The sequence below is a fragment of the Flavobacterium ammonificans genome (genome assembly GCF_020886115.1).
Classification (GTDB): domain Bacteria; phylum Bacteroidota; class Bacteroidia; order Flavobacteriales; family Flavobacteriaceae; genus Flavobacterium; species Flavobacterium ammonificans.
Window position 1 is genome coordinate 1,224,058 of the sequence record NZ_AP025185.1, and the last position, 24,508, is coordinate 1,248,565.

Consider the following 24,508-nt stretch of genomic DNA (forward strand, 5'->3'; position numbering starts at 1 on the left):
TAAAGACTATATAAGATGTCAAGAATAGGTAAAAATCCAATTGTAATCCCTGCTGGTGTAACTGTAGAAGTTGCTGAAGGTATCGTTACAGTAAAAGGAAAGAATGGTCAACTAACACAGGAGTTTTCGGACGTAACTGTAAAAGTTGAAGACGGTCAAGTTCTAGTAGAAAGATCGTCTGATCAGAAAGACCAAAGAGCAAAACACGGTTTATACAGATCTTTAATCAACAACATGATTCAAGGTGTATCAACAGGTTTTACTAAAGAATTGGAATTGGTTGGAGTAGGTTATAGAGCTTCAAACCAAGGTCAAAAATTAGATTTAGCTCTTGGATATTCACATAATATCATTTTAGAAGTAGCTCCAGAAGTAAATGTGGAGACGATTTCTGAAAAAGGGAAAAACCCAATTGTGAAATTAACATCATTTGACAAACAACTTTTAGGTCAGGTAGCTGCGAAAATCAGAGGTTTCCGTAAGCCTGAGCCATACAAAGGAAAAGGTGTTAAATTCGTAGGTGAAGTATTAAGAAGAAAAGCAGGTAAATCAGCTTAAAAAATAAGATTATGTCATTAACAAAATCTGATAGAAGACAGAGAATTAAATTCAGAATTAGAAAGATTGTTAGCGGTACTGCTGCTAAACCTAGACTTTCTGTTTTTAGAAGTAACAAAGAAATTTACGCTCAATTAATTGATGATGTAAATGGAGTTACTTTAATAGCTGCCTCTTCAAGAGAAAAAGAAATAGGTAAAGGTACAAACGTTGAAGTTGCTGCAGCAGTTGGAAAACTAGTTGGCGAAAAAGCGTTAAAAGCCGGTATTGATGCAGTAACTTTCGATAGAGGAGGTTATTTATATCACGGTCGTATTAAATCATTAGCAGAAGGCGCGAGAGCTGCTGGACTTAAATTCTAATATAGTATGTCTAATAAATACAAAAATATAGAGTTAGTAAAATCAGCTGGTCTTGAATTGAAAGACCGTTTGGTGAGTGTAAATCGTGTTACTAAAGTTACAAAAGGTGGTAGAGCATTTGGTTTTTCTGCTATTGTAGTGGTAGGTGATGAAAATGGAGTGGTAGGTCACGGATTAGGAAAATCTAAAGATGTTTCTGAAGCAATTGCGAAAGCAGTAGAAGATGCTAAGAAAAATTTAGTTCGTATTCCTTTGAATGGACAATCAGTTCCTCACGAACAAAAAGGTAAATTTGGTGGTGCACGTGTATTCTTAATTCCTGCCTCTCATGGTACAGGAGTTATTGCTGGTGGAGCTGTTCGTTCAGTTCTTGAATCAGTAGGTATTCACGATGTATTGTCTAAATCTCAAGGATCTTCAAATCCTCACAACGTAGTAAAAGCAACTTTTGATGCTTTGTTACAAATGAGAAGTGCTCACACTGTTGCAAAACAAAGAGGAGTATCTTTAGAAAAAGTTTTTAAAGGTTAATATTCAAGGAAATTATGGCTAAATTAGTAGTAAAACAAGTTCGAAGCAAAATTAACTGTCCTCTTTCTCAAAAGAGAGGTTTAGAAGCTTTAGGTCTACGTAAAATGGGACAAGTTGTAGAGCATGATTCAAATCCTGCAATCCTTGGTATGATAAATAAAGTTAAACACTTAGTTTCCGTAGAGGAAGTTAAATAACAATTATAGTTATGAATTTAAGTAACTTACAACCTGCTGAAGGTGCTACACACAATCAAAATAAAAGATTAGGTAGAGGAGAAGGTTCTGGTAAAGGTGGTACTGCTGCACGTGGTCACAAAGGAGCTAAGTCTCGTTCTGGTTATTCTAAAAAGATTGGTTTTGAAGGTGGTCAAATGCCACTTCAAAGACGTGTACCTAAGTTTGGTTTCACAAACATCAACCGTAAAGAATACGAAGGTGTTAATTTAGATACTCTTCAATTATTAGTTGATAATGGAGTAATTACTGATACTGTTGATATGGCAGTATATGTTGCTAATCGTTTGGCTACTAAAAATGAAATCGTTAAGATTTTAGGTAGAGGTGAATTGAAAGCAAAATTAAAAGTAACTGCTCATAAATTTACTGCTACTGCAAAAGCGGCTATTGAAGCTGCAGGTGGAGAAGCTGTAACATTATAATTTTCAATTAAGATGAAGAAATTTATTGAATCAATAAGTAATGTTTGGAAAATCGAAGAGTTAAAGAATCGTATTCTTATGACTCTTGGTTTGCTATTAATCTATCGATTTGGAGCTCAAGTTACGCTTCCAGGGATTGATGCTACACAATTGGCTAATTTAGCTGGTCAAACAAAAGACGGAATAGGTTCTATTTTGGATATGTTTACAGGTGGAGCTTTTTCTCAAGCGTCTGTTTTTGCTTTAGGTATTATGCCTTACATTTCTGCATCTATTGTAGTACAATTGATGGGTATGGCTATTCCTTACTTGCAGAAGCTACAAAGCGATGGTGAAAGTGGTAGAAAGAAGATCAATCAAATTACTCGTTGGTTAACAATTGGAATTACTTTACTTCAGGGGCCTACTTACATTTACAATTTATACAGAACCTTACCTGGTAATGCTTTTTTATTAGGTTTTAATTCTTTTGAATTCTTATTTTCTTCAGTGGTTATTTTAACTACAGGAACCATATTTGCTATGTGGTTAGGAGAAAAAATTACTGATAAAGGAATTGGTAATGGTATTTCTTTGTTAATTATGGTAGGTATTTTAGCTCGTTTACCACAAGCTTTTATTCAAGAATTTACAACTAGAGTAACTAACAATAATGGTGGACCAATGTTATTGGTAATTGAAATTATTGTTTGGTTGTTGGTAATTATTTCTTGTGTATTACTTGTTATGGCGGTTAGAAAGATACCTGTTCAATATGCTCGTCGTACATCAACTGGTGACTATGAACAAGACGTTATGGGTGGTAATAGACAATGGATTCCTTTGAAGCTTAATGCTGCTGGGGTTATGCCAATTATCTTTGCTCAGGCGATTATGTTTATTCCGGCTGCTGTCGCAGGTCTGTCTAAATCAGATGCATCTCAATCTATTGTTGGTGCTTTTAGTAATATGTTCGGATTGTGGTATAATATTGTTTTTGCAACATTAATTGTTGTGTTTACATTCTTTTACACTGCAATTACAGTTCCTACTAACAAAATGTCTGATGATTTGAAAAGAAGTGGTGGATTTATTCCAGGTGTTAAACCAGGAGTTGAAACTTCAGATTTTCTTGATAAAGTGATGTCTTTAATTACTTTCCCAGGATCTCTATTCCTAGCTTTGATTGCTGTGTTCCCAGCTATTGTAGTTAGTGTGATGGATGTTCAACAGTCTTGGGCTATGTTTTTTGGAGGTACCTCTTTAATTATTATGGTTGGTGTTGCTATTGATACGATGCAACAAATTAATTCTTACCTATTGAACCAACATTATGATGGTTTAATGAAAACGGGTAAAAATAGAAAAGCAGTAGCGTAACCTATGGCAAAGCAATCAGCAATAGAACAAGACGGAGCCATTATTGAAGCATTGTCAAATGCAATGTTCCGTGTGGAGTTAGAAAATGGACACATTGTAATTGCTCATATTTCTGGAAAAATGCGTATGCATTACATCAAATTATTACCTGGTGATAAAGTGAAACTAGAAATGAGTCCTTACGATTTGTCAAAAGCAAGAATTACTTATAGATATTAAAAGATATTTCAACAATGAAAGTAAGAGCATCAGTGAAAAAGAGAAGTGCCGAGTGCATTATCGTTCGTAGAAAAGGAAGATTATACGTAATCAACAAAAAGAATCCTAGATTTAAACAAAGACAAGGATAATTATGGCAAGAATAGCAGGGGTAGATATCCCAAAAAACAAGAGAGGTGTTATAGCACTAACCTATATCTTTGGATTAGGAAAAAGTAGAGCAATTGAGATTTTAGAAAAAGCTCAAGTTAGCCAAGATAAAAAAGTTCAAGATTGGAATGACGACGAGATCGGAGCAATTCGTGAAGCCGTTTCAGCTTTCAAAATTGAAGGAGAATTACGTTCTGAGGTTTCTTTGAACATCAAACGTTTAATGGATATTGGTTGTTATAGAGGTATCCGTCATAGATCTGGTCTTCCATTAAGAGGACAAAGAACTAAAAACAACTCTAGAACAAGAAAAGGTAAAAGAAAAACTGTTGCTAACAAGAAAAAAGCAACTAAATAATAAGTAATATGGCTAAAGCAACTGCAAAAAAACGTAAAGTTATCGTTGAATCAACGGGAGAAGCTCATATTTCTGCTACTTTTAACAACATCATCATTTCTTTGACTAACAAAAAAGGTGAAGTTATTTCTTGGTCTTCAGCTGGTAAGATGGGTTTCAGAGGTTCTAAAAAGAATACTCCGTACGCAGCACAAATGGCAGCAGAAGATTGTACTAAAGTAGCTCTAGAAGCTGGACTTAAAAAAGTAAAAGTGTATGTTAAAGGACCTGGAAACGGACGTGAGTCTGCTATCCGTTCTTTACATAACGGTGGGATTGAGGTTACTGAAATCATTGATGTAACTCCAATGCCTCATAATGGATGTCGTCCTCCTAAAAGACGTAGAGTTTAATACTCAAAAATTAATTATAGTATAACTAGATAGGTTATAGATTATCGAAGGATATGACCTGAATTCATAATCTCTATCTTAAACAATTTAAAATGGCAAGATATACTGGTCCAAGTACAAGAATCGCACGTAAATTCGGCGAGGCAATTTTCGGAGACGATAAAGCTTTCGAAAGAAGAAATTACCCACCTGGTCAACACGGGATGGCTAAAAAAAGAGGAAAAAAATCTGAATATGCTGTCCAGTTGATGGAAAAGCAAAAAGCTAAATATTCTTATGGAATTTTAGAAAAACAATTCAGAAATTTATTCGAAAAAGCATCAGCTACTAAAGGTGTTACTGGTGAAGTTTTATTACAATTGTGTGAAGCAAGATTAGACAATGTTGTTTTTAGAATGGGTATTGCTCCTTCTAGAAGAGGTGCTCGTCAAATCGTTTCTCACAGACACATCACTGTAAATGGTGAAGTGGTTAATATTCCTTCTTACCACCTTAAGCCTGGTGATATAGTTGCAGTTCGTGAAAAATCTAAATCATTAGAGGCTATCGAACGTTCTTTATCTAATTCAAGTCATGTTTATGAGTGGATTACATGGAATAACGATCTTAAGCAAGGAACTTTTGTTTCTGTACCTGCAAGATTGCAAATTCCAGAAAACATTAAAGAACAATTAATCGTAGAGTTGTACAACAAATAATAATTGACTTAGTCGAAATTTATGGCAATATTTAATTTTCAGAAGCCCGATAAAGTTATCATGATCGATTCAACCGATTTTGAAGGTAAATTTGAATTTAGACCTTTAGAACCTGGTTACGGATTGACTGTTGGTAATGCACTTAGAAGAGTTTTGCTTTCAGCATTGGAAGGTTATGCAATCACATCGGTTCGCATCGAAGGTGTAGATCATGAGTTTTCTACTATTTCAGGAGTTGTTGAAGACGTTACCGAAATTATCCTTAATCTTAAACAAGTACGTTTCAAACGTCAAATTGAAGATATCGATAATGAATCTGTTACTATTTCAGTTTCTGGTAAAGAGCAATTAACAGCTGGTGATTTTCAAAAATTTATTTCAGGTTTTCAAGTTCTGAATCCAGAACTTGTAATTTGTAACATTGATAGTAAAGTCAAACTGAATTTCGATTTAACAATTGAAAAAGGTAGAGGATATGTTCCTGCTGAAGAGAACAAAAAACAAAATGCTGCAATTGGAACCATTTTTACAGATTCAATTTTTACTCCGGTAAAAAATGTAAAATATGCTATTGAAAACTTCCGTGTAGAGCAAAAAACAGATTATGAAAAATTAGTTTTTGAAATTAAAACTGATGGTTCTATTAATCCTAAAGATGCACTTACTGAAGCGGCTAAAGTTTTAATTCACCATTTCATGTTGTTCTCAGACGAAAGAATCACTCTTGAGGCTGACGAAATAGCACAAACAGAATCATACGATGAGGAATCATTACACATGAGACAATTGCTTAAAACTAAGCTTGTTGATATGGATCTTTCTGTTAGAGCATTAAACTGCTTGAAAGCGGCTGAAGTTGATACACTTGGTGATTTAGTATCGTTCAATAAAAATGACCTAATGAAATTCCGTAATTTCGGTAAGAAATCGTTAACTGAACTTGATGAGTTAGTAGCGGTTAAAAACTTGACCTTCGGAATGGACTTGGCAAAATACAAACTAGATAAAGAATAATCTAATCTCCCCTTTAGGGTAGGTTACATTTCATAAAGCAATGAGACACGGAAAAAAATTCAATCACTTAAGCAGACAGACTGCACATAGAAAATCTATGTTGGCTAATATGGCTTGTTCTCTTATTGAGCACAAACGTATTAACACTACTGTTGCTAAAGCAAAAGCGCTTAAACAATTTGTTGAGCCATTAATAACAAAATCAAAAGCAGATACGACTCACAATCGTCGTATTGTTTTTTCTTACTTACGTAGCAAATATGCAGTAACTGACTTGTTCAGAGATGTAGCTGCTAAAGTAGGTGACCGTCCAGGTGGATACACTCGTATCATTAAAGTTGGAAATCGTTTAGGAGATAATGCTGATATGGCGATGATCGAATTAGTAGATTTCAACGAACTTTACAACGGAGGTAAAAAAGAAGTTAAAAAAGCAAAAAGCCGTCGTGGTGGAAAAGCTAAAAAAGCGGATGAAGTTGAAGCAGCTCCTGTTGCAGAAATTCCAGTTGCTGATGCTGAACCAACTACTGAAGCTGCTGAATAGTTATGATGTTAATCATTCAATAATAGAAAAGGATAAACTAATTTTAGTTTATCCTTTTTTTTTGATTTTTTTCAAAATCATAACTTTTCAAAATCTTCTATAAAATAATTGCAATCGCTGCTTTTATAATTTAAATTTGCAGCATATTTAACTACACATGAAATACACAACTAGACAAAGTGCCATTCTATTATTAAGTGATGGAACTATTTTTCACGGAAAATCTATTGGAATTAGCGGAACTACTTTTGGTGAAGTTTGTTTCAATACCGGAATGACAGGATACCAAGAAATCTTTACAGATCCTTCTTATTTTGGCCAAATCATGGTCGCTACTAATGCTCACATTGGTAACTACGGTGTGAATGACAAAGAAATAGAATCGCAAGGAATAAAGATTGCTGGCTTAGTATGTAAAAATTTCAGTTTTAATTATTCTCGTCCAGATGCTACCGAAAGTTTAGAAGAGTATTTTATCAAGCAAAATCTCATCTGTATTTCGGATGTAGACACTCGCGCTTTAGTAAGTTATATTCGTGATAATGGCGCTATGAATTCTGTTATCTGTACTGACGGAACTCCTATTGAAGAATTGAAAGCCGCTTTAGCTCAAGTTCCAGATATGAAAGGATTGGAGTTGGCCTCTAAAGTATCTACTAAGGAACCTTATTTCTTTGGAGATGAAAATGCTAGTTATAAAATTGCTGCGTTAGATTTAGGGATTAAAACCAATATACTTCGCAACTTTGCTAAAAGAGATTGTTACATCAAGGTATTTCCTTATGATGCCACTTATACCGACTTAGCTTCGTTTAATCCGGATGGTTACTTCTTATCAAATGGCCCTGGTGATCCCGATCCTTTGACGAGTGCTATTGGAGTAGCAAAAGAAATTATTGCTAACAACAAACCTCTATTTGGAATTTGTTTAGGACACCAAGTAATTGCTTTGGCAAATGGTGTATCTACTTATAAAATGTTTAATGGGCATCGAGGGATCAACCATCCTGTAAAGAACGTTATTACGGGTAAAGGAGAGATTACTTCTCAAAACCACGGTTTTGCTGTCAATAAAGAAGAATTAGAACAACATCCTGATTTAGAAATTACCCATTTGCATTTGAATGATGCAACCGTTGCTGGTATGCGTATGAAAAATAAAAACTGTTTTTCAGTACAATACCATCCTGAAGCAAGTCCTGGTCCACATGATTCATCGTATCTGTTTGATCAATTTATTGAGAACATGAAAAAATAAAATAAAAGGCGAAGTGATACCACTTCGCTTTTTTTATAGGCTTATTTTCAAAATACAAGCTTATTGATTGATCTTAATTTTTCTTGCGAGAATTACAACGTTTTCGTTAATAAGATTGATTTTTTTTATATTTTCATTAACTAAAGATGTAATATATTTGCCATAAAATAATAAAGTTCAACAATTTAAAATAAACCAATTATGAGTATTATTGTCAAAATTCATGCAAGACAAATTTTTGATTCTAGAGGAAATCCTACTATTGAAGTTGATGTTATCACAGAAAATGGTGTTTTAGGTAGAGCAGCAGTTCCATCTGGAGCTTCTACGGGAGAACACGAAGCTGTTGAGTTACGTGATGGTGGAAAAGCGTTCTTAGGAAAAGGAGTTTTGAATGCTGTGAAAAATGTTAATACTCTTATCGCTGATGAGTTAGTTGGGACTTCAGTTTTTGAACAAAATGTATTGGACCAAATGATGATTGATTTAGATGGTACGCCAAATAAATCTAAATTAGGTGCTAATGCTATTTTAGGAGTGTCTTTGGCTGCTGCAAAAGCGGCTGCAAATGAATTAGGATTGCCATTATACCGTTACGTAGGTGGTGTATCAGCCAACACTTTGCCAGTACCAATGATGAATATCATCAACGGTGGATCTCACTCTGATGCGCCTATTGCTTTTCAAGAGTTTATGATTTTCCCTGTAAAAGCAACTTCTTTCTCACACTCTATGCAAATGGGTACTGAGATTTTTCATAGTTTGAAAAAAGTGTTACACGATAGAGGTCTTTCGACTGCAGTAGGTGATGAAGGTGGTTTTGCGCCTAATCTAGCTGGTGGAACGGAAGATGCTTTGGATACAATTAAAAAAGCGGTTGAGAATGCAGGATATACTTTTGGTGACGAAATTATGATTGCTTTAGACTGTGCTGCTTCAGAATTTTATGTAAACGGAAAATACGATTATTCTAAATTTGAAGGCCCTACTGGAAAAGTAAGAACTTCAGAAGAACAAGCTACTTATCTAGCTGAATTAGCTGCTAAATACCCAATTATTTCTATCGAAGACGGAATGTATGAAAACGACTGGGATGGATGGAAATTATTGACTGAAAAAATTGGTGACAAAGTACAATTAGTTGGAGACGATTTGTTTGTAACTAATGTAGAGCGTTTGTCAACAGGAATTGAAAAAGGAATTGCCAATTCGATTTTAGTAAAAGTAAACCAAATTGGTACCTTGACTGAAACGATCGCAGCAGTAAACATGGCAAAAAATGCAGGTTATACTTCAGTAATGTCACACCGTTCAGGAGAAACAGAAGACAACACTATTGCTGATTTAGCTGTGGCGTTGAACTGTGGTCAAATTAAAACAGGTTCGGCTTCACGTTCTGATCGTATGGCCAAATACAATCAGTTGATTCGTATTGAAGAAGAACTAGGAAATACAGCTTACTTTCCTGGAAAAAATGCTTTCAAAATTAAATAATCAACTCATTTGATAGTAATTAACCATTCGCTTATAGTGAATGGTTTTTTTTTGTAAAAAAATTAACACTTTCAATACGGGATTAATTTTCAAATTAATATTGAATTCCCTAAATTTGAGAAAAATATTTTATAAATTTTTATTTCTATTAATAATATGTCAAAAATAGCAACATTAGAAATCGATGGCAATCAATTTGAACTCCCACTTATTGTTGGAAGCGAAAATGAAGGTGCTGTTGATATAAGTAAATTACGTGACGCTTCGGGTTTAATTACATTAGATCCAGGCTACAAAAATTCAGGATCATGTAAAAGTGAAATCACTTTCCTTGATGGAGAACTAGGTATATTACGCTACCGCGGTTATTCTATTGAAGATTTGGCTGAAAAATCGAATTTTCTAGAGGTTTCTTATTTAGTTATTTTTGGTGAACTACCTACAGCAGAGCAATTGCATCAGTTTGAGGAAGACATTAGAAAATATACTTTGGTGAACGAGGAAATGAAAAATATCATTGATGGTTTCCCAAAAACAGCTCATCCAATGGGTGTTTTGTCAGCTTTGACAAGTGCTTTGACTGCGTTTAATCCAAAGTCAGTTAATGTTGAGAATAGTAAAGAAATGTACGAAGCGGTTTGTAAGACTATGGGTAAATTCTTAGTTATTGCAACTTGGACGTATAGAAAGAGCATGGGCTTCCCGTTAAATTATTATGATAATACAAAAGGATACGTAGAAAATTTCATGCATTTGATGTTTGAATTGCCTACAGGACCTTATGCTGCTGATCCAGTAGTTATTAATGCTTTGGATAAATTATTCATTCTTCATGCTGATCACGAGCAAAACTGTTCTACTTCTACTGTACGTATGGTAGGTTCTTCACATGCTGGTTTGTTTGCTTCTATTTCTGCAGGGGTTTCTGCACTTTGGGGACCACTTCACGGCGGAGCAAATCAAGCGGTACTAGAAATGCTTGAAGAAATTTACAAAACAGGTGGTGATGCGGATAAGTATTTGGCTAAAGCCAAAGATAAAAATGATCCATTCCGTTTGATGGGATTTGGTCACCGTGTGTACAAAAACTTTGATCCAAGAGCTAAAATTATCAAAAAAGCGGCTGATGAAGTATTGGGAACACTTGGCGTTGAAGATCCAATTTTAGCAATTGCTAAAAAATTAGAAGAGTCTGCATTAGAAGACGAATACTTCAAATCAAGAAATTTATATCCAAACGTGGATTTCTATTCTGGAATTATTTACAGAGCCTTAGGAATTCCTACGGATATGTTTACCGTAATGTTTGCTATTGGAAGATTACCTGGTTGGATTGCGCAATGGAAAGAAATGCGTGAAAACAAAGAGCCTATTGGTAGACCAAGACAAGTTTATGTTGGACATCCTTTAAGAGAATTTAAACGATAATTCGAATACGAATATTTCTAAAGCTTCACTTTCTAGTGAAGCTTTTTTTGTTATCTTAGCTCACTTAAATCCCGAATTTATGTTGCAATTAAATGTGAAAGATGAGTCGTCAAGACTTCGAGCTGTAGTGCTGGGGACTGCAAAAAGTAATGGGCCAACTCCAAAAATTGAGGAGGCATACGATCCAAAATCATTGGAACATATTATAGCAGGGACCTACCCAATTGAAGCCGATATGGTTCTTGAAATGGATGCTTTCGAAGCAGTTTTCAAAAAGTATGGTGTAACCGTGTATCGTCCTGAAATAATTGAAAATTACAATCAGATTTTTACTCGTGATATCGGTTTTGTTATTGAGGATGTATTTGTAAAGTCTAATATTCTACCTGATAGAGAGCGCGAATTGGATGCAATTCAATATGTGATTGATCAAATGAATCCTACTAAGGTAGTTCGCCCACCCGAAGAGGTTCATATTGAAGGAGGCGATGTGATGCTTTGGGGGAATTATATTTTTGTAGGTACTTACAAAGGAAGTGATTACAAAGATTATATTACGGCACGCACTAATTGGCAAGGTGTGGAATACCTTAGAAAATTGTTCCCAAACAAAATAGTAAAAGAATTCGATTTGGTTAAATCCAAAATTGAAGCGCGTGATAATGCCTTGCATTTGGATTGTTGTTTTCAACCTGTGGGTGAAACAAAGGGAATTATCTACAAACGTGGCTTTCGAGAGGAAGCAGATTATATGTTCTTAGTACAATTGTTTGGTAAAGAAAATCTATTTCATATCGAGAGAGAAGAAATGTATCATATGTATTCGAATGTGTTTTCGATTGCTCCTGATGTGGTCGTTTCTGAACGAAAATTTACACGTTTGAATAACTGGCTTAGAGAAAACGGATTTACAGTAGAAGAAATACCCTATGCTGAAATAGCCAAACAAGAAGGATTATTGCGATGTTCGACATTGCCTTTGATTAGAGAATAAATGTGTTTAAAGTTTAAAGTTTAAGGTTGTTACTAACTTTAAACTTTAAACTTCTAACTTTAAACAGTAAAAAAACATGAACCAAACTACTAACGCTATACTAATGATTCGCCCAGTGGCGTTTCGAATGAACGAACAAACTGCTGTTAATAATTACTACCAAAAAGTGTTGGACGGATTATTACCTGCAACGGTTAATGCTAAGGCACAACAAGAATTTGATGCTTTCGTTGCGCAATTGCGTGCTGTGGGGATTCAAGTTATTGTGGTAGAGGATACTACTGATACTGATACGCCCGATAGTATTTTTCCGAATAATTGGATTTCGTTTCACGAAAATGGCGATGTGGTTTTGTATCCTATGTTTGCTGAAAATCGTCGTTTGGAGCGTCGTGAAGATATTTTAGATGTATTGGAAGACGAGGGTTTTGTGGTCAACGAAATAATGGATTATACTTCAGCTGAAACGGAAGGGTATTACCTAGAAGGAACAGGTAGTATTGTCTTAGACAGAGAAAACGGCAAAGCCTATTGTGCTTTATCTCCGCGTGCTGATGAAGAATTATTCATTGAGTTCTGCGAAGATTTTGAATACACACCGGTTATTTTTGAAGCCTTTCAAACAGTTGCAGATGAGCGAAAGCTAATTTATCATACCAATGTGATGATGTGTATTGGCGACACCTTTGCAGTGATTTGTGCGGATTGTATTGATGATAAAAAAGAGCGCAAAATGGTTTTGGACAGTCTACGCGGTGACGAAAAAGAAATTATCTTGATTACAGAAGCGCAGTTGAACAATTTTGCAGGCAATATGTTGGAGGTGATTGGAGCGAATGAACGTCGCTATTTAGTGATGAGTGCTTCGGCCTACCAATCTTTAACCAAAAAACAGATTGCGCAACTAGAAGAGCATTTGACTATTTTAAAGGCAAATTTAGATACCATTGAAGCTTGTGGAGGGGGAAGTGCACGTTGTATGATGGCTGAAATTTTCTTACCTATGGCAACGGTTTAGTCGGAATAATTTGACACAAACGTTTCTTTTTTGATTACTTTTGCAGCATACAATTCAAATCGATGAAAAATAAAAAAACTTTGGTGCTTGGCGCTACTACTAAACCGGAACGTTATGCTTTTAAAGCGATCACCGCTTTGGTGGGCAAAGGGCATTCTGTATTGGCGATTGGGCAAAATGCAGGTGAGGTGGCAGGAGTTAAAATCCAAACCAAAGCACTGCCTATAAAAAGTATAGACACAGTAAGTTTGTATCTTAATCCAGCACGACAAAGGGAATATTATAATTATATAATTGAAGCCCATCCTAAACGGGTGATTTTTAATCCAGGAACGGAGAATCCAGAATTTTACCAACTGTTAGCACTGAATGATATTCAGGTAGAAGTTGCTTGTACTTTGGTTTTATTGGCTACCAATCAATATTAAGCCAATTCGTTTGTTCAATTCACTACTTTTGTATCCATGGAATTTTCTTCAAAATTATTAGAAAAAGCAGTCAACGAAATGTCTCAATTGCCAGGAATTGGTAAGCGTACGGCTTTGCGATTGGTTTTGCATTTGTTGAAACAACCACAGGAACAAACGCAGTATTTGTCCCAAGCTTTGACAAGCATGCGCGAAGAAATTAAACATTGCACGAGCTGTAATAATATTTCGGATACTAATTTGTGTGAAATTTGTGCCAATGTGAGTCGGAACCATCAAATGATTTGTGTGGTAGAAGACATTCGCGATGTGATGGCAATAGAAAATACAGGACAGTTTAGAGGTATTTACCACGTTTTAGGAGGTAAAATATCACCAATTGACGGGGTAGGACCTAGCCAATTGTATATTAGTCCTTTGATTGATAAAGTAAAGCAAGGTGGCGTAAGCGAAATCATTTTTGCGTTGAGCTCCACTATGGAAGGTGATACAACCAATTTTTATATTTACAAACAAATTATGGATTATCCAGTGGAATTGTCTACGATAGCCAGAGGGATTTCGGTGGGAGATGAATTGGAGTATGCGGATGAAGTGACCTTAGGACGTAGTATTTTACAACGCGTTCCTTTTGAAAAATCCATCAAGAACAATTAAAATAAAGTCGAACGACTAAAGATAGAATCAATGAAGATTACAAAAATTTGTTGCATTGGAGCGGGATATGTAGGCGGACCTACTATGGCAGTAATTACTCAAAAATGCCCACACATTCAAGTGACGGTTGTCGATTTAAATGCAGAGCGTATTGCCGCTTGGAATGACGAAAATGTCGATAATATTCCGATTTATGAACCGGGTTTGAGCGCTGTTGTAGCAGAAGCCAGAGGTAGAAACCTCTTTTTTTCTACCGATGTGGAAAAAGCGATTGATGAAGCGCAATTGATTTTTATTTCGGTGAATACGCCAACCAAAACTTACGGAAAAGGAAAAGGAATGGCGGCCGATTTAAAGTACATCGAATTGTGTGCGCGTCAAATTGCTCAAGTGGCCAAAGACAACAAAATTGTGGTGGAGAAATCTACTTTGCCGGTGCGTACTGCCGAGGCGATTAAAAATATATTAGACCATACCGGAAACGGAGTGCAATTTCAAATTTTGTCCAATCCAGAGTTTTTAGCGGAAGGGACAGCGGTTCAAGACTTATTACATCCAGATCGTATTTTAATTGGAGGTGATACTACTCTCGAGGGACAAAATGCGATTCAGGCCTTAGTAGATGTCTATGCTAATTGGGTGCCAACAGATAAAATCTTGACGACTAATGTTTGGTCTTCCGAATTGTCAAAATTGACAGCTAATGCTTTTTTAGCGCAGCGTATTTCATCGATTAATGCGCTATCCGAATTGTGTGAAAAAACCGGAGCTGATGTCAATGAAGTAGCTCGTGCTATTGGAATGGATAGCCGTATTGGTTCTAAATTTTTGAAATCTTCTGTTGGTTTTGGAGGTTCTTGTTTTCAAAAAGACATATTGAATTTGGTCTACATCGCTAAGTCCTATGGATTAAACGAAGTGGCGGATTATTGGGAGCAAGTGATTATCATGAACGACCATCAAAAAAGACGTTTTTCGGCTAAAATTGTTCAAACCTTATACAATACGGTGGCATCCAAAAAGATTGCATTTTTGGGTTGGGCGTTTAAAAAAGATACGAATGATACTCGCGAATCAGCTGCAATCTATGTAGCTGATGATTTGATCAATGAACAAGCTCAAATTGCGGTTTATGATCCCAAAGTTTCGCCTACTAAGGTGATTGCCGATTTGGATTATCTAGAAACACGTTCGCATGATGCGAATGTGGCTCAAATACAATCTTTCTCTAATGCGTATGAGGCCTGTCAAGGAGCACATGCCATTGCAGTCTTGACCGAATGGGATGAATTTACTACTTACGATTGGCAAAAAATATACGATGGTATGCAAAAACCGGCCTTTGTATTCGATGGTCGTAATTTGTTAAATCGTAATGAGTTGGAAACCATTGGCTTTGTATACCAAGGTATTGGAGCTTAATTTTTTTTGACTTTTAAATTATTACTAACCTAGCGCCTAAGTGTCTTTGCAGCAAAATAACATGAACTGGTACGTACTCTATACTAAACCCAAATGGGAAAAGAAAGTGGCAGAGCAATTGCAAGCGATCGGAATTGATTGCTATTGTCCTTTAGTGGTCAAAGAACGTCAATGGTCTGATCGTAAGAAAAAGGTCGAAATGCCTTTGTTCAATTCCTATGTTTTTGTGCACCTTGATGAGAAAGACCGTTCTTTGGTGTTTCAATCACCGGGTGCTGTGCGCTATTTGTTTTGGTTACAAAAACCTGCTATTGTGCGCGAAGACGAAATTACCACCATCAAAAAATGGTTGAATGCTCCAGATGTTGCCGAAATTGAAGTGAGCACTTATCAAGTGGGAGATACTATTGAAGTCGATTCAGGTCCTTTTGTGAACCACAAAGCCGTAGTACAAAAAGTAACCAACTCCCATTACATTCTCGTATTGGAATCCATGGGATGCGTGCTGAAGATGAAGCATAAGTAAGAGTTGTCGGTTGTCGGTTGTCTGTTATCGGTTATAAGTAATTGTAATATACTGACTATTTCTAATTTACTACTTTTTTATTCCCCTTTGGAGAGGGGTTAGGGGTGTGTTTTTCCATTTAAAGTATTTTTTCCGATTTTGTTTCTTGAACTAGTAACAATTTGTGACTAGTTGTTTTTTTATTTTAAACATCATTATTCATTCGGAATTATTCCCCTCTTGAGAGGGGTTAGGGGTGTGTTTTTTGTTCTACTACTTACTTTCACTCTTCTAAAGATGTATTCGTCTTCTCAAATTCTAAAATATAGAATTCAATAGCACGAATTACATTTTCCATATCCCTCAAAACTTCAAAGTCACTGAAACGTAAAATAGTTATTCCTAATTCGTTCATTCTTTTTTCTTTGACTATGTCTTTGTTATGCACTTCTAGAATTTCGTGTGAATAACCATCTACTTCAATACCTAACATTAAATCGTAACAGAAAAAATCTAAAATGTAATTGTCAATAGGTTTTTGTCTGTGAAAGTCATAACCGTACATTTGTTTTCCTTTTAGTTTCAACCAAAGGTAGATTTCTGTTTCAGTTGATTCGTTTCGGAGTTTTTTAGCTAATTGAGTTAGCTTTGGGTTGTAGGGGATGATTTTTCGTTTTGTCATTTGGGATGGGATTTGGGATTATAAATGTAATTATAATTTAATAATTACACATTCATTAATTCGAAACGTATAATTAATTCTATTTCTAATGCCATAATTGTTTTACAAAATTACACACCCCTAGCCCCTCTCAAGAGGGGAACGTTTAGTGTAAAAAGATATTTTGTATTTATTGATGATATATCCATTATTATTATAGATTTTAAAAGTCACACACCCCTAGCCCCTCTCAAGAGGGGAATAGTTTAGTGTGAAAATATATTTTGTATTTATTGATGATATATCCAATATTATTATGGTTTATATAAATTACACACCCCTAGCCCCTATAACTCTCGTTTTTATTGATTTTTTGGAATCGTTGAATCTTCGATTTCAAGAGGGGAATGGTATAGTGCTATTTATGCGAATTGTTACATTTTCAAATTATTGAATTACTATATTTTGTGAGACTTTGTGCTATTATCCTGAGCTTCGTGAAGGGCTTTGAGATCTTTGTGGTTAAATAAATTTGAAACCATATAAGTCATATAAGAAAATATAAGAAAGTCGCTTCGCTCAATTCAAGTTCAGATAAGTTAATTAAAACATTAAGAATATTCACTTTGTGAACCTTAGTGCTATTATCCTGAGCTTCGCGAAGGACTTTGAGCTCTTTGTGGTTAAATAAATTTGAAACCATATTAGTCATATAAGTCATTTAAGAAAGTCGCTTCGCTCAATTCAAGTTCAGATAAGTTAATTAAAACATTAAGAATATTCACTTTGTGAACCTTAGTGCTATTATCCTGAGCTTGCCGCAGGACTTTGTGCTCTTTGTGGTTAAATATATTTGAACCATATATGTCATATAAGAAAATATAAGAAAGTCGCTTCGCTCAATTCAAGTTCATATAAGTTAATTAAAACATTAAGAATATTCACTTTGTGAACCTTAGTGCTATTATCCTGAGCTTGCCGAAGGACTTAGTGCTCTTTGTGGTCAAACAAATTTAAACCATATAAGTCATATAAGTCATTTAAGAAAGTCGCTTCGCTCAATTCAAGTTCAGATAAGTTAATTTAAACATTTAGAATATACACTTTGTGAACCTTAGTGCTATTATCCTGAGCTTGCCGAAGGACTTAGTGCTCTTTGTGGTCAAACAAATTTGAACCATATAAGTCATATAAGTCATTTAAGAAAGTCGCTTCACTCTATTGTAGATCATTCATGTAGTAAGCCCTGAACACTTATTTCTGAACACTGATTACTATACCGTCCATCGTATATCCTCTCTCACTAAATTTAGTGATATTTCAAACTAATTCGTTTGATTTGATAGTGTTTTTAAATTGATTATTAGTATTTTAGGACTTTGTAAGGTATTGTTGATAATAAAATAGGGGTTGATTGCTTCAAACGCATCCTACCATTCGTTTATTTTTATTACTTTTGCCAGGTTCTAAAATACGCCAATTTTCCAGCACCACTTGTGACTGGAAATGGCGAAGCCGTGAACTGAAATTAACAATTGTTTATTTTAAATTAGATTCAAATTATGAGTGCTAAACATAGAGTTGGAATTACTTTCAGTGCCTTTGATTTGCTACATGCGGGGCACATCACCATGTTAGAAGAAGCTAAAAGACAATGTGATTATTTGATCTGTGGCTTGCAAACGGACCCTACCATTGATCGCCCAGAAAAAAACCGCCCAGTGCAATCTGTGGTGGAGCGCTATATTCAATTAAAAGGCTGCAAGTTTGTAGATGAAATTGTACCCTATGCTACCGAGCAGGATTTAGAAGATATTTTACGTGCTTTCAAGATTGATGTGCGCATCATTGGAGACGAATACCAACATAAAAATTTCACCGGTCGCACCTATTGCGAAGAAAAAGGCATCGAATTGTGTTTTAACATTCGCGAACACCGTTTTTCAAGCAGCAGTTTGCGTCAGGAAGTAGCGGATAAACAGGTTAAGAAGTAGTTATCAGTTGTCTGTTTTCGGTTGTTAGTTGTCAGTCATTGCGAACCTAGTGAAGCAATCTATATTACTACCTAAAATAGTATCTTTTCAGTTTTATGTAAAAAACGAATACTGAAAAATTAAAAAAACACATGAGTCAATCCATTATACATGTTATTCTTACTGGGGGAGTAGGTAGCCGATTGTGGCCGCTCTCTCGTAAAAGCCAACCCAAACAATATTTGGAATTGTTTGATGGTAAGTCTTTGTTTGAAATGACTGTGGCTCGCAATAGTCATTTGGTGGACCAAGTGATGGTGGTGGGAAATGTCGATAATTGTCATTTGAGTCGCAGAGTCTTGGATAAAACTCAAACTCCCTACATTGATATTGTTGAGGCTACGCCCAGAAATACCGCTGCAGCAATCGCTTTTGCTGCCTTTGCCGCTCAGCCTGAAGACATTTTAATTGTAACCCCTTCTGATCATATTATTGACGATACCGAAGCTTACGAGAGCGCCATTACAGATGCTATTGCCAAAGCAAAAGAAAATTCAATCGTTACTTTTGGTATTGTGCCGACCAAGCCCGAAACAGGATATGGGTACATTCAATATCGTGGCGATACCGTACTTGCCTTTCGAGAAAAACCCAATAAAGCTACCGCCATTGATTTTATCTCCAGAGGCAATTTTTTATGGAATAGTGGGATGTTTTGTTTTAAAGCAGGGGTGTTATTGAACGAATTGAAAGCTTTTGAACCGGAAGTCTATGCCAAAGCACAACAAGCTTGGGAAGCGAATCTAGAAGGAAAATTGGATTACGATTTGTCAATGGCCATTCCGTCTATCAGTATTGATTATGCGGTGATGGAACGTTCTAAAAAAATAAAAGTAGTGGCTTCGCAATTTGCTTGGTCGGACTTGGGTTCATTCGAATCGGTTTATGATTATTTGCTAGCTCAAGGTCATCCGGTTGATACGTTCGGCAATATGATCATTGGAACGGATGTTTTTTCCACCTTTATTGGAATGCGTAACACCATTTTTGTGAGTACTCCTGATGCCAATTTGATTTTGCAAAAAGAACAATCACAGGATGTGAAATACATCTACAATGAGTTGGAACGACAGGGCTCGGACTTATTGAATTAAAAAAATAACTTACGATTTACGATCCCGACAATTCGGGACGATTTACGAAATACTAATTTGAATTATGAAAAAATTACTCTTTATCGCTTTTTTATTTGCTGCTGTATTGCAAAGTACAGAATCTTCAGCTCAAGATTTATTGAAAGCACAAGATTTAAGTACTTTGAAAGTGGATTATTTATCTGATGCGGATGTGGCTAAAATCCGTACACAATTAGAAACCAACAAGGTCACTATTGAACAAGCAGAACAAGCGGCTTTGGCAAAAGGAATGCCCGCCAATGAGTTTGCCAAGTTAAAAGCACGTTTGGGAATGAAAAGTACCAATGCTAAACCCAAACTTAAAAAACCATCCTATTCTTTTGATAACGACACCCTTTCTGAAGACGAATACGCTAGAAAACAAGAAAAGATTATCAATAAAAAAGTAAAGGATAGTTTGAACGCCCTGGTTTTTGGATCGGAATTGTTTGATAATCCGACTTTGAATTTTGAGCCGAATTTAAAATTGGCTACTCCCGTGAATTACGTTCTTGGCCCAGGCGATGAATTGCAAATTAGCGTGTATGGCATTCAAGAATTTAGTGATGCTGTCCCCGTTTCTCTAGAAGGAAAAGTCAACATTCAGTATGTAGGACAAATTGCGGTTTCAGGAATGACTATTGAAGCAGCTACTGTAAAAATTAAAAATGCAATCGCGCGCGTCTACAGTACGGTGCGTTCCGGACAATCGCAAGTAGGAATCAGTTTGAGTCGCATTCGCACCATAAAAGTGACTTTAATTGGTAGTAAACAACCGGGTAATTATTCGGTTTCCTCTTTAGCAACAGTGTATAATGCCTTATTTTTAGGAGGCGGTCCAGCCAAAAACGGCAGTTACCGTAACATCGAGTTGATTCGCAACAACAAAGTATACCGCACCATCGATCTATATCGTTTTTTGGTGAATGGAAACCAATCGGATAATATTGGATTGAAAGACAATGATGTCATTCGTATTCCAGCCTACAACCAAAGAGTTACTTTAGAAGGGGAAGTGAAACGACCTGGAATTTTTGAAATGAAGTCAGGCGAGAGTTTTCAAGACTTGTTGACTTTTGCTTCCGGATTCAATGAATTTGCTTTCACGGCTTCGGTGAATGTACTGCAAAAAACGGATAAAGAATTCAAAGTAAAAGACGTCAAAGCGACCGAATATAAATTGTACAAACCTCGTTCAGGGGATGTATTTACGGTAACTAAAATCCTAAACCGATTCGAGAATCGTATCAAAATTGAAGGTGCAGTGTTCAGACCTAATACCTATTCGTTTTACGAAGGCATGCGAATTGCTGATTTAGTGGCTAAAGCTGATGGTTTGAAAGAAGACGCTTATACAGCTCGTGCTACTATTGTCCGTTTGAAATCGGATTTTACTAAAGAAGCGGTGGCTGTGAATTTGGGCAAAGCGTTAGCGGGTGATGTACAAGCTAATATTCTCTTGAAAAAAGAAGATATTATAACTGTTTTTTCTATTTTGGATTTCAAAGAAGAGTTCAAAGTGACTATTGATGGCGAAATTAAAAAACCAGGAGAATACGACTACAATCCTGCCTTGACTTTAAATGATTTATTGGTGCAAGCAGGAGGATTAATTGGTTCAGCTTCCAAAAGAGTGGAAGTAGCCCGTATGATCAAGTCAGAAGAGATTGATCAAACCAGTTCGGCTCGTGCCGAATTGTTTAATATCGAAATTACTCCTGGCAATAACGAGCAAGCCGAGAACTTTGTTTTGGCTCCTTTTGATGTGGTGAACATTCGTAGAATGGCCGTGTACGAGAAACCAGAAATGGTTACGATAACCGGAGCGGTGCATTATCCTGGAAAATACGTACTGGCTAACAAAAAAGAAAAATTGTATTCTGTAATTCAGCGCGCCGGTGGTTTAACTCCTTTGGCGAACAATAAAGGAATGAAAATCAAGCGTCCTATCAAAGCGAAGCAAATTGAAGAATTAGAAAATGTCAATTTTGATGTTGATAAAAATGTAGTGGACGAAACTTTAGCTAAAAAAGACACGGTGAAAAATTCTGCACTTAAAAAACTAAAAGAAGAGCTAAAATACGCTACTATTCCAGTAGATTGGAACAAAATTGAACGTAATCCAAACAACCGTACGAATATTACTTTAATGCCCGGCGATGAGATTGAAGTAGTGGAGTATAGCGAAAGTGTAAAAGTAACCGGAAGCGTATTGTTGACTTCTGAAATCCCATATAACAATGGTAGAAGTTTGAATTATTATTTGAATTCTGTAGGTGGAACCGATGCTAAAGCTTGGAAAAGAAAGGCGTATGTGATTTATCCCAACGGACAAGCGGCTGTAACGGGTTCGTTCTTGTTTTTCAAATCCTATCCAAAAGTAACCGCTGGTTCTCAAATCGTAGTTCCTGAAAAACCATTGACTAAGAAAATGTCAACTGGCGAATGGGTAAGTATTGGTAGTGTGATTACGAGTTTGTCGTTGTTAATTTTAAATGCGTTTAAATAAGATATACGATTTTAGTTTCGCTCCGTTCGGCTTCGCCTCGGGTCGTTTTTGAAATGTATCAATTTAAAAATGTAACAATTCCTGATGTTAATTTAAAAAAAGTGTTCAGTATTCAGCTGTAAGTGTTCAGTATGTTCTATTTAACTGCACTTTAATTTTGCGAAGCGACTGTCTTATACGACCTTAAATGACTTATATGGTTTAAATTTAACCACGAAGCTCACAAAGAAGACCCAATGTCTCACTAAAAATGTAGCAATTGAATAATTTGAAAATGTAACAATTCGTGTAAGTAAATCTACACGTTCCCCTCTTGAAATCGAAGATTCAACGATTCCAAAAAATCAATAAAAACTAGAGTTATAGGGGCTAGGGGTGTGTAATAATTTAAGATTTATGACCTACGATTTACGAATTAAAACATTCAAAATTCAAAATTCCATGTTGAATATTCAACATTAGAATAACGAATATTGAACAATAAATAAAGTACAATAAATGTTGACTTCGAGTGCCTCAGTCAACCGACAACGAATAACAAATAAAAACTTGGCGCCCTAGAGCCTTCGTGGTAAATTAAAGATTGCTTCACTGCGTTCGCAATGACAGACAACCAACAACTGACAACAAAGATGACCTACAGTCTCCAACCTTTTATTGACAAAGAAAAATGCATTTCCGTAACCGGATTAGGTTATGTGGGCTTGCCTTTGGCCTTAGAGTTAGCGAAGCAGTTTAAGGTCATTGGATTTGATATCAATCAAGAGCGTATTGCCTTGATGCAACAAGGGATTGATCCTTCTAAGGAATTGGAGAGTACTGCTTTTGAAGGTTGCGATATCACATTTACATCGAATGTTGCCGATTTACAACAGGCGCATTTTCATATCATCGGCGTACCTACGGATATTGATTCTAATAAAGTACCGAATTTGAATCCGCTTTTAGGAGCTTCTAAAAGTGTGGCTTCGGCCTTGAAAAAAGGGGATGTGGTGGTTTATGAATCGACGGTGTATCCAGGATGTACAGAAGACGATTGTTTGCCTATTTTAGAATCAGTTTCTAGATTGCAAGGCGGAAAAGATTTTAAATACGGTTATAGTCCAGAACGCATTGTTCCTGGCGATAAGGTGAGAACTTTAACCAACATACTTAAAATAGTATCGGGTAATGATGCTGAAGCCTTAGAATTGATTGCTGGCGTTTACGGCAGTATCATCAAAGCAGGTTTGCATCGCGCCGAATCCATCAAAGTGGCCGAAGCAGCCAAGGTGATTGAAAATACGCAACGCGATATTAATATTTCGTTAATGAACGAATTGGCGATTATTTTTGATAAAATGGGCATTGATACCCAGGCGGTGCTTGCTGCGGCAGGAACCAAGTGGAATTTTCATCAATACCAACCCGGTTTGGTAGGTGGACACTGCATTAGTGTAGATCCGTTTTATTTGATGCACAAAGCCAAAATGATCGGCATTGAGCCACAAGTGATTGCGGCAGGCCGACGAGTGAATGATTTCATTCCGTCGTTTATAGCCAAACGCATTGTACAATCCTTGATTGAACAAGATAAAAATCCAGGAAAATCGCGAGTCTTGGTGATGGGCATCACCTTCAAAGAAGAGGTGTCGGACATTCGCAACTCAAAAGTAGTGGATTTAATCAAAGAATTAGAAGACTATTCAATTACCGTTGATGTGGTTGACCCTTTTGGCAGTCCAGCCGAATTGGCACACGAATACAACATTCAATTAAAAGCAGCTCCCGAAGGCAAATACGACAGTATTGTCTTAGCCGTAGGGCATCAAGCCTATCGCAACATGCAACCCAAAGATTTCGAAGCCTTGTCCAACGGACCGGTCTATCTTTTTGATATCAAGGGCGTGTTGAACAAAAGCGATTATCAAAATTATTGGAGATTGTAGGATGTAAGATATTAGATTTACGAAGTACGATTTAGGAATGTACCAATTCATGTTACAAATTAAATAAAGTGTTCAGTATTCAGCTGTAAGTGTTCAGGGAGTACTACTTAAATGTTATTAAATAGAGCGAAGCGACTTTCTTATACGACCTTATATGACTTATATGGTTTAAATTTAACCACAAAGCTCACAAAGTCCTTCGGCAAGCTCAG

The 24,508-nt window shown here is 36.1% G+C and carries 27 protein-coding genes; 26 read left to right on the plus strand and 1 reads right to left on the minus strand.

Annotated elements, in window-relative coordinates:
* The first annotated feature begins 15 nt into the window (after window positions 1-15).
* The 22 genes from rplF (at window position 16) to LPC20_RS05340 (ending at window position 16,071) form a co-directional block, all read left to right on the plus strand.
* Window positions 16-558 carry a 50S ribosomal protein L6 gene (gene rplF, locus LPC20_RS05235; RefSeq protein ID WP_229323190.1) on the plus strand — a complete coding sequence of 181 codons (543 nt, stop codon included), beginning with the start codon at window positions 16-18 and terminating at the stop codon, window positions 556-558.
* A gap of 11 nt (window positions 559-569) precedes the next feature.
* A complete protein-coding gene (rplR, locus tag LPC20_RS05240) occupies window positions 570-920 on the plus strand; it encodes a 50S ribosomal protein L18 (RefSeq protein ID WP_229323192.1) in 351 nt (116 codons plus the stop codon).
* A gap of 6 nt (window positions 921-926) precedes the next feature.
* Window positions 927-1,451 carry a 30S ribosomal protein S5 gene (gene rpsE / locus LPC20_RS05245; protein WP_229318511.1) on the plus strand — a complete coding sequence of 175 codons (525 nt, stop codon included), beginning with the start codon at window positions 927-929 and terminating at the stop codon, window positions 1,449-1,451.
* Between the two features lie 14 nt (window positions 1,452-1,465).
* Window positions 1,466-1,648: a 50S ribosomal protein L30 gene (rpmD, locus tag LPC20_RS05250; RefSeq protein WP_229323194.1), complete on the plus strand. Its 183-nt coding sequence runs from the start codon at window positions 1,466-1,468 to the stop codon at window positions 1,646-1,648.
* 11 nt (window positions 1,649-1,659) lie between these two features.
* Window positions 1,660-2,112 (plus strand): 50S ribosomal protein L15, encoded by a 453-nt coding sequence (gene rplO / locus LPC20_RS05255; protein ID WP_229323196.1) that lies wholly within the window; start codon window positions 1,660-1,662, stop codon window positions 2,110-2,112.
* 12 nt (window positions 2,113-2,124) lie between these two features.
* Window positions 2,125-3,471 carry a preprotein translocase subunit SecY gene (gene secY, locus LPC20_RS05260; RefSeq protein ID WP_229323198.1) on the plus strand — a complete coding sequence of 449 codons (1,347 nt, stop codon included), beginning with the start codon at window positions 2,125-2,127 and terminating at the stop codon, window positions 3,469-3,471.
* Window positions 3,472-3,474: 3 nt separating this feature from the next.
* Window positions 3,475-3,690: a translation initiation factor IF-1 gene (infA, locus tag LPC20_RS05265; protein WP_011963449.1), complete on the plus strand. Its 216-nt coding sequence runs from the start codon at window positions 3,475-3,477 to the stop codon at window positions 3,688-3,690.
* A 14-nt stretch (window positions 3,691-3,704) separates the two neighbouring features.
* Window positions 3,705-3,821, plus strand: coding sequence for a type B 50S ribosomal protein L36 (gene ykgO, locus LPC20_RS05270; RefSeq protein ID WP_002987490.1), 117 nt, complete (start codon window positions 3,705-3,707; stop codon window positions 3,819-3,821).
* Window positions 3,822-3,823: 2 nt separating this feature from the next.
* A complete protein-coding gene (gene rpsM, locus LPC20_RS05275) occupies window positions 3,824-4,198 on the plus strand; it encodes a 30S ribosomal protein S13 (protein WP_064716171.1) in 375 nt (124 codons plus the stop codon).
* Between the two features lie 8 nt (window positions 4,199-4,206).
* On the plus strand, window positions 4,207-4,590 hold the full coding sequence (rpsK, locus tag LPC20_RS05280) for a 30S ribosomal protein S11 (RefSeq protein ID WP_229316093.1): 384 nt from the start codon (window positions 4,207-4,209) through the stop codon (window positions 4,588-4,590).
* Between the two features lie 92 nt (window positions 4,591-4,682).
* Window positions 4,683-5,288, plus strand: a complete 606-nt coding sequence (gene rpsD, locus LPC20_RS05285; RefSeq protein WP_229323200.1) for a 30S ribosomal protein S4 — start codon at window positions 4,683-4,685, stop codon at window positions 5,286-5,288.
* Window positions 5,289-5,309: 21 nt separating this feature from the next.
* Window positions 5,310-6,302 carry a DNA-directed RNA polymerase subunit alpha gene (locus LPC20_RS05290; RefSeq protein WP_229323202.1) on the plus strand — a complete coding sequence of 331 codons (993 nt, stop codon included), beginning with the start codon at window positions 5,310-5,312 and terminating at the stop codon, window positions 6,300-6,302.
* A 40-nt stretch (window positions 6,303-6,342) separates the two neighbouring features.
* Complete coding sequence (gene rplQ / locus LPC20_RS05295) at window positions 6,343-6,846, plus strand: 50S ribosomal protein L17 (RefSeq protein ID WP_229323204.1); 504 nt, start codon at window positions 6,343-6,345, stop codon at window positions 6,844-6,846.
* A gap of 157 nt (window positions 6,847-7,003) precedes the next feature.
* On the plus strand, window positions 7,004-8,104 hold the full coding sequence (carA, locus tag LPC20_RS05300; protein WP_229323206.1) for a glutamine-hydrolyzing carbamoyl-phosphate synthase small subunit: 1,101 nt from the start codon (window positions 7,004-7,006) through the stop codon (window positions 8,102-8,104).
* Window positions 8,105-8,305: 201 nt separating this feature from the next.
* Window positions 8,306-9,598, plus strand: a complete 1,293-nt coding sequence (eno, locus tag LPC20_RS05305) for a phosphopyruvate hydratase (RefSeq protein ID WP_229323208.1) — start codon at window positions 8,306-8,308, stop codon at window positions 9,596-9,598.
* 156 nt (window positions 9,599-9,754) lie between these two features.
* A complete protein-coding gene (locus tag LPC20_RS05310) occupies window positions 9,755-11,026 on the plus strand; it encodes a citrate synthase (protein ID WP_229323210.1) in 1,272 nt (423 codons plus the stop codon).
* Window positions 11,027-11,105: 79 nt separating this feature from the next.
* Entirely contained in the window at window positions 11,106-12,020 is a 915-nt protein-coding gene (locus LPC20_RS05315) for a dimethylarginine dimethylaminohydrolase family protein (protein WP_229323212.1), read from the plus strand.
* 76 nt (window positions 12,021-12,096) lie between these two features.
* Entirely contained in the window at window positions 12,097-13,038 is a 942-nt protein-coding gene (gene ctlX, locus LPC20_RS05320; protein ID WP_229323214.1) for a citrulline utilization hydrolase CtlX, read from the plus strand.
* 62 nt (window positions 13,039-13,100) lie between these two features.
* Entirely contained in the window at window positions 13,101-13,466 is a 366-nt protein-coding gene (locus tag LPC20_RS05325; RefSeq protein ID WP_229323216.1) for a CoA-binding protein, read from the plus strand.
* 36 nt (window positions 13,467-13,502) lie between these two features.
* On the plus strand, window positions 13,503-14,123 hold the full coding sequence (gene recR, locus LPC20_RS05330) for a recombination mediator RecR (RefSeq protein ID WP_229323218.1): 621 nt from the start codon (window positions 13,503-13,505) through the stop codon (window positions 14,121-14,123).
* A gap of 30 nt (window positions 14,124-14,153) precedes the next feature.
* The gene (locus tag LPC20_RS05335) at window positions 14,154-15,545 is read left to right on the plus strand and encodes a UDP-glucose 6-dehydrogenase (protein ID WP_229323220.1); all 1,392 of its coding nucleotides are present in this window, start codon (window positions 14,154-14,156) and stop codon (window positions 15,543-15,545) included.
* A gap of 61 nt (window positions 15,546-15,606) precedes the next feature.
* Complete coding sequence (locus LPC20_RS05340; RefSeq protein ID WP_229323222.1) at window positions 15,607-16,071, plus strand: UpxY family transcription antiterminator; 465 nt, start codon at window positions 15,607-15,609, stop codon at window positions 16,069-16,071.
* A gap of 262 nt (window positions 16,072-16,333) precedes the next feature.
* Here LPC20_RS05340 and LPC20_RS05345 read toward each other — a convergent pair whose 3' ends face one another.
* Window positions 16,334-16,732, minus strand: a complete 399-nt coding sequence (locus LPC20_RS05345) for an endonuclease domain-containing protein (protein WP_229323225.1) — start codon at window positions 16,730-16,732, stop codon at window positions 16,334-16,336.
* Between the two features lie 1,541 nt (window positions 16,733-18,273).
* Between LPC20_RS05345 and LPC20_RS05350 the strand changes: the two genes are divergently transcribed.
* From LPC20_RS05350 to LPC20_RS05365, 4 genes are all read left to right on the plus strand, one after another.
* Window positions 18,274-18,705, plus strand: coding sequence for an adenylyltransferase/cytidyltransferase family protein (locus tag LPC20_RS05350; protein ID WP_229323228.1), 432 nt, complete (start codon window positions 18,274-18,276; stop codon window positions 18,703-18,705).
* Between the two features lie 131 nt (window positions 18,706-18,836).
* Window positions 18,837-19,838 (plus strand): mannose-1-phosphate guanylyltransferase, encoded by a 1,002-nt coding sequence (locus tag LPC20_RS05355; RefSeq protein WP_229323230.1) that lies wholly within the window; start codon window positions 18,837-18,839, stop codon window positions 19,836-19,838.
* A gap of 64 nt (window positions 19,839-19,902) precedes the next feature.
* Complete coding sequence (locus LPC20_RS05360; RefSeq protein WP_229323232.1) at window positions 19,903-22,368, plus strand: SLBB domain-containing protein; 2,466 nt, start codon at window positions 19,903-19,905, stop codon at window positions 22,366-22,368.
* Between the two features lie 602 nt (window positions 22,369-22,970).
* On the plus strand, window positions 22,971-24,296 hold the full coding sequence (locus LPC20_RS05365) for a nucleotide sugar dehydrogenase (RefSeq protein WP_269807773.1): 1,326 nt from the start codon (window positions 22,971-22,973) through the stop codon (window positions 24,294-24,296).
* Window positions 24,297-24,508 lie beyond the last annotated feature (212 nt).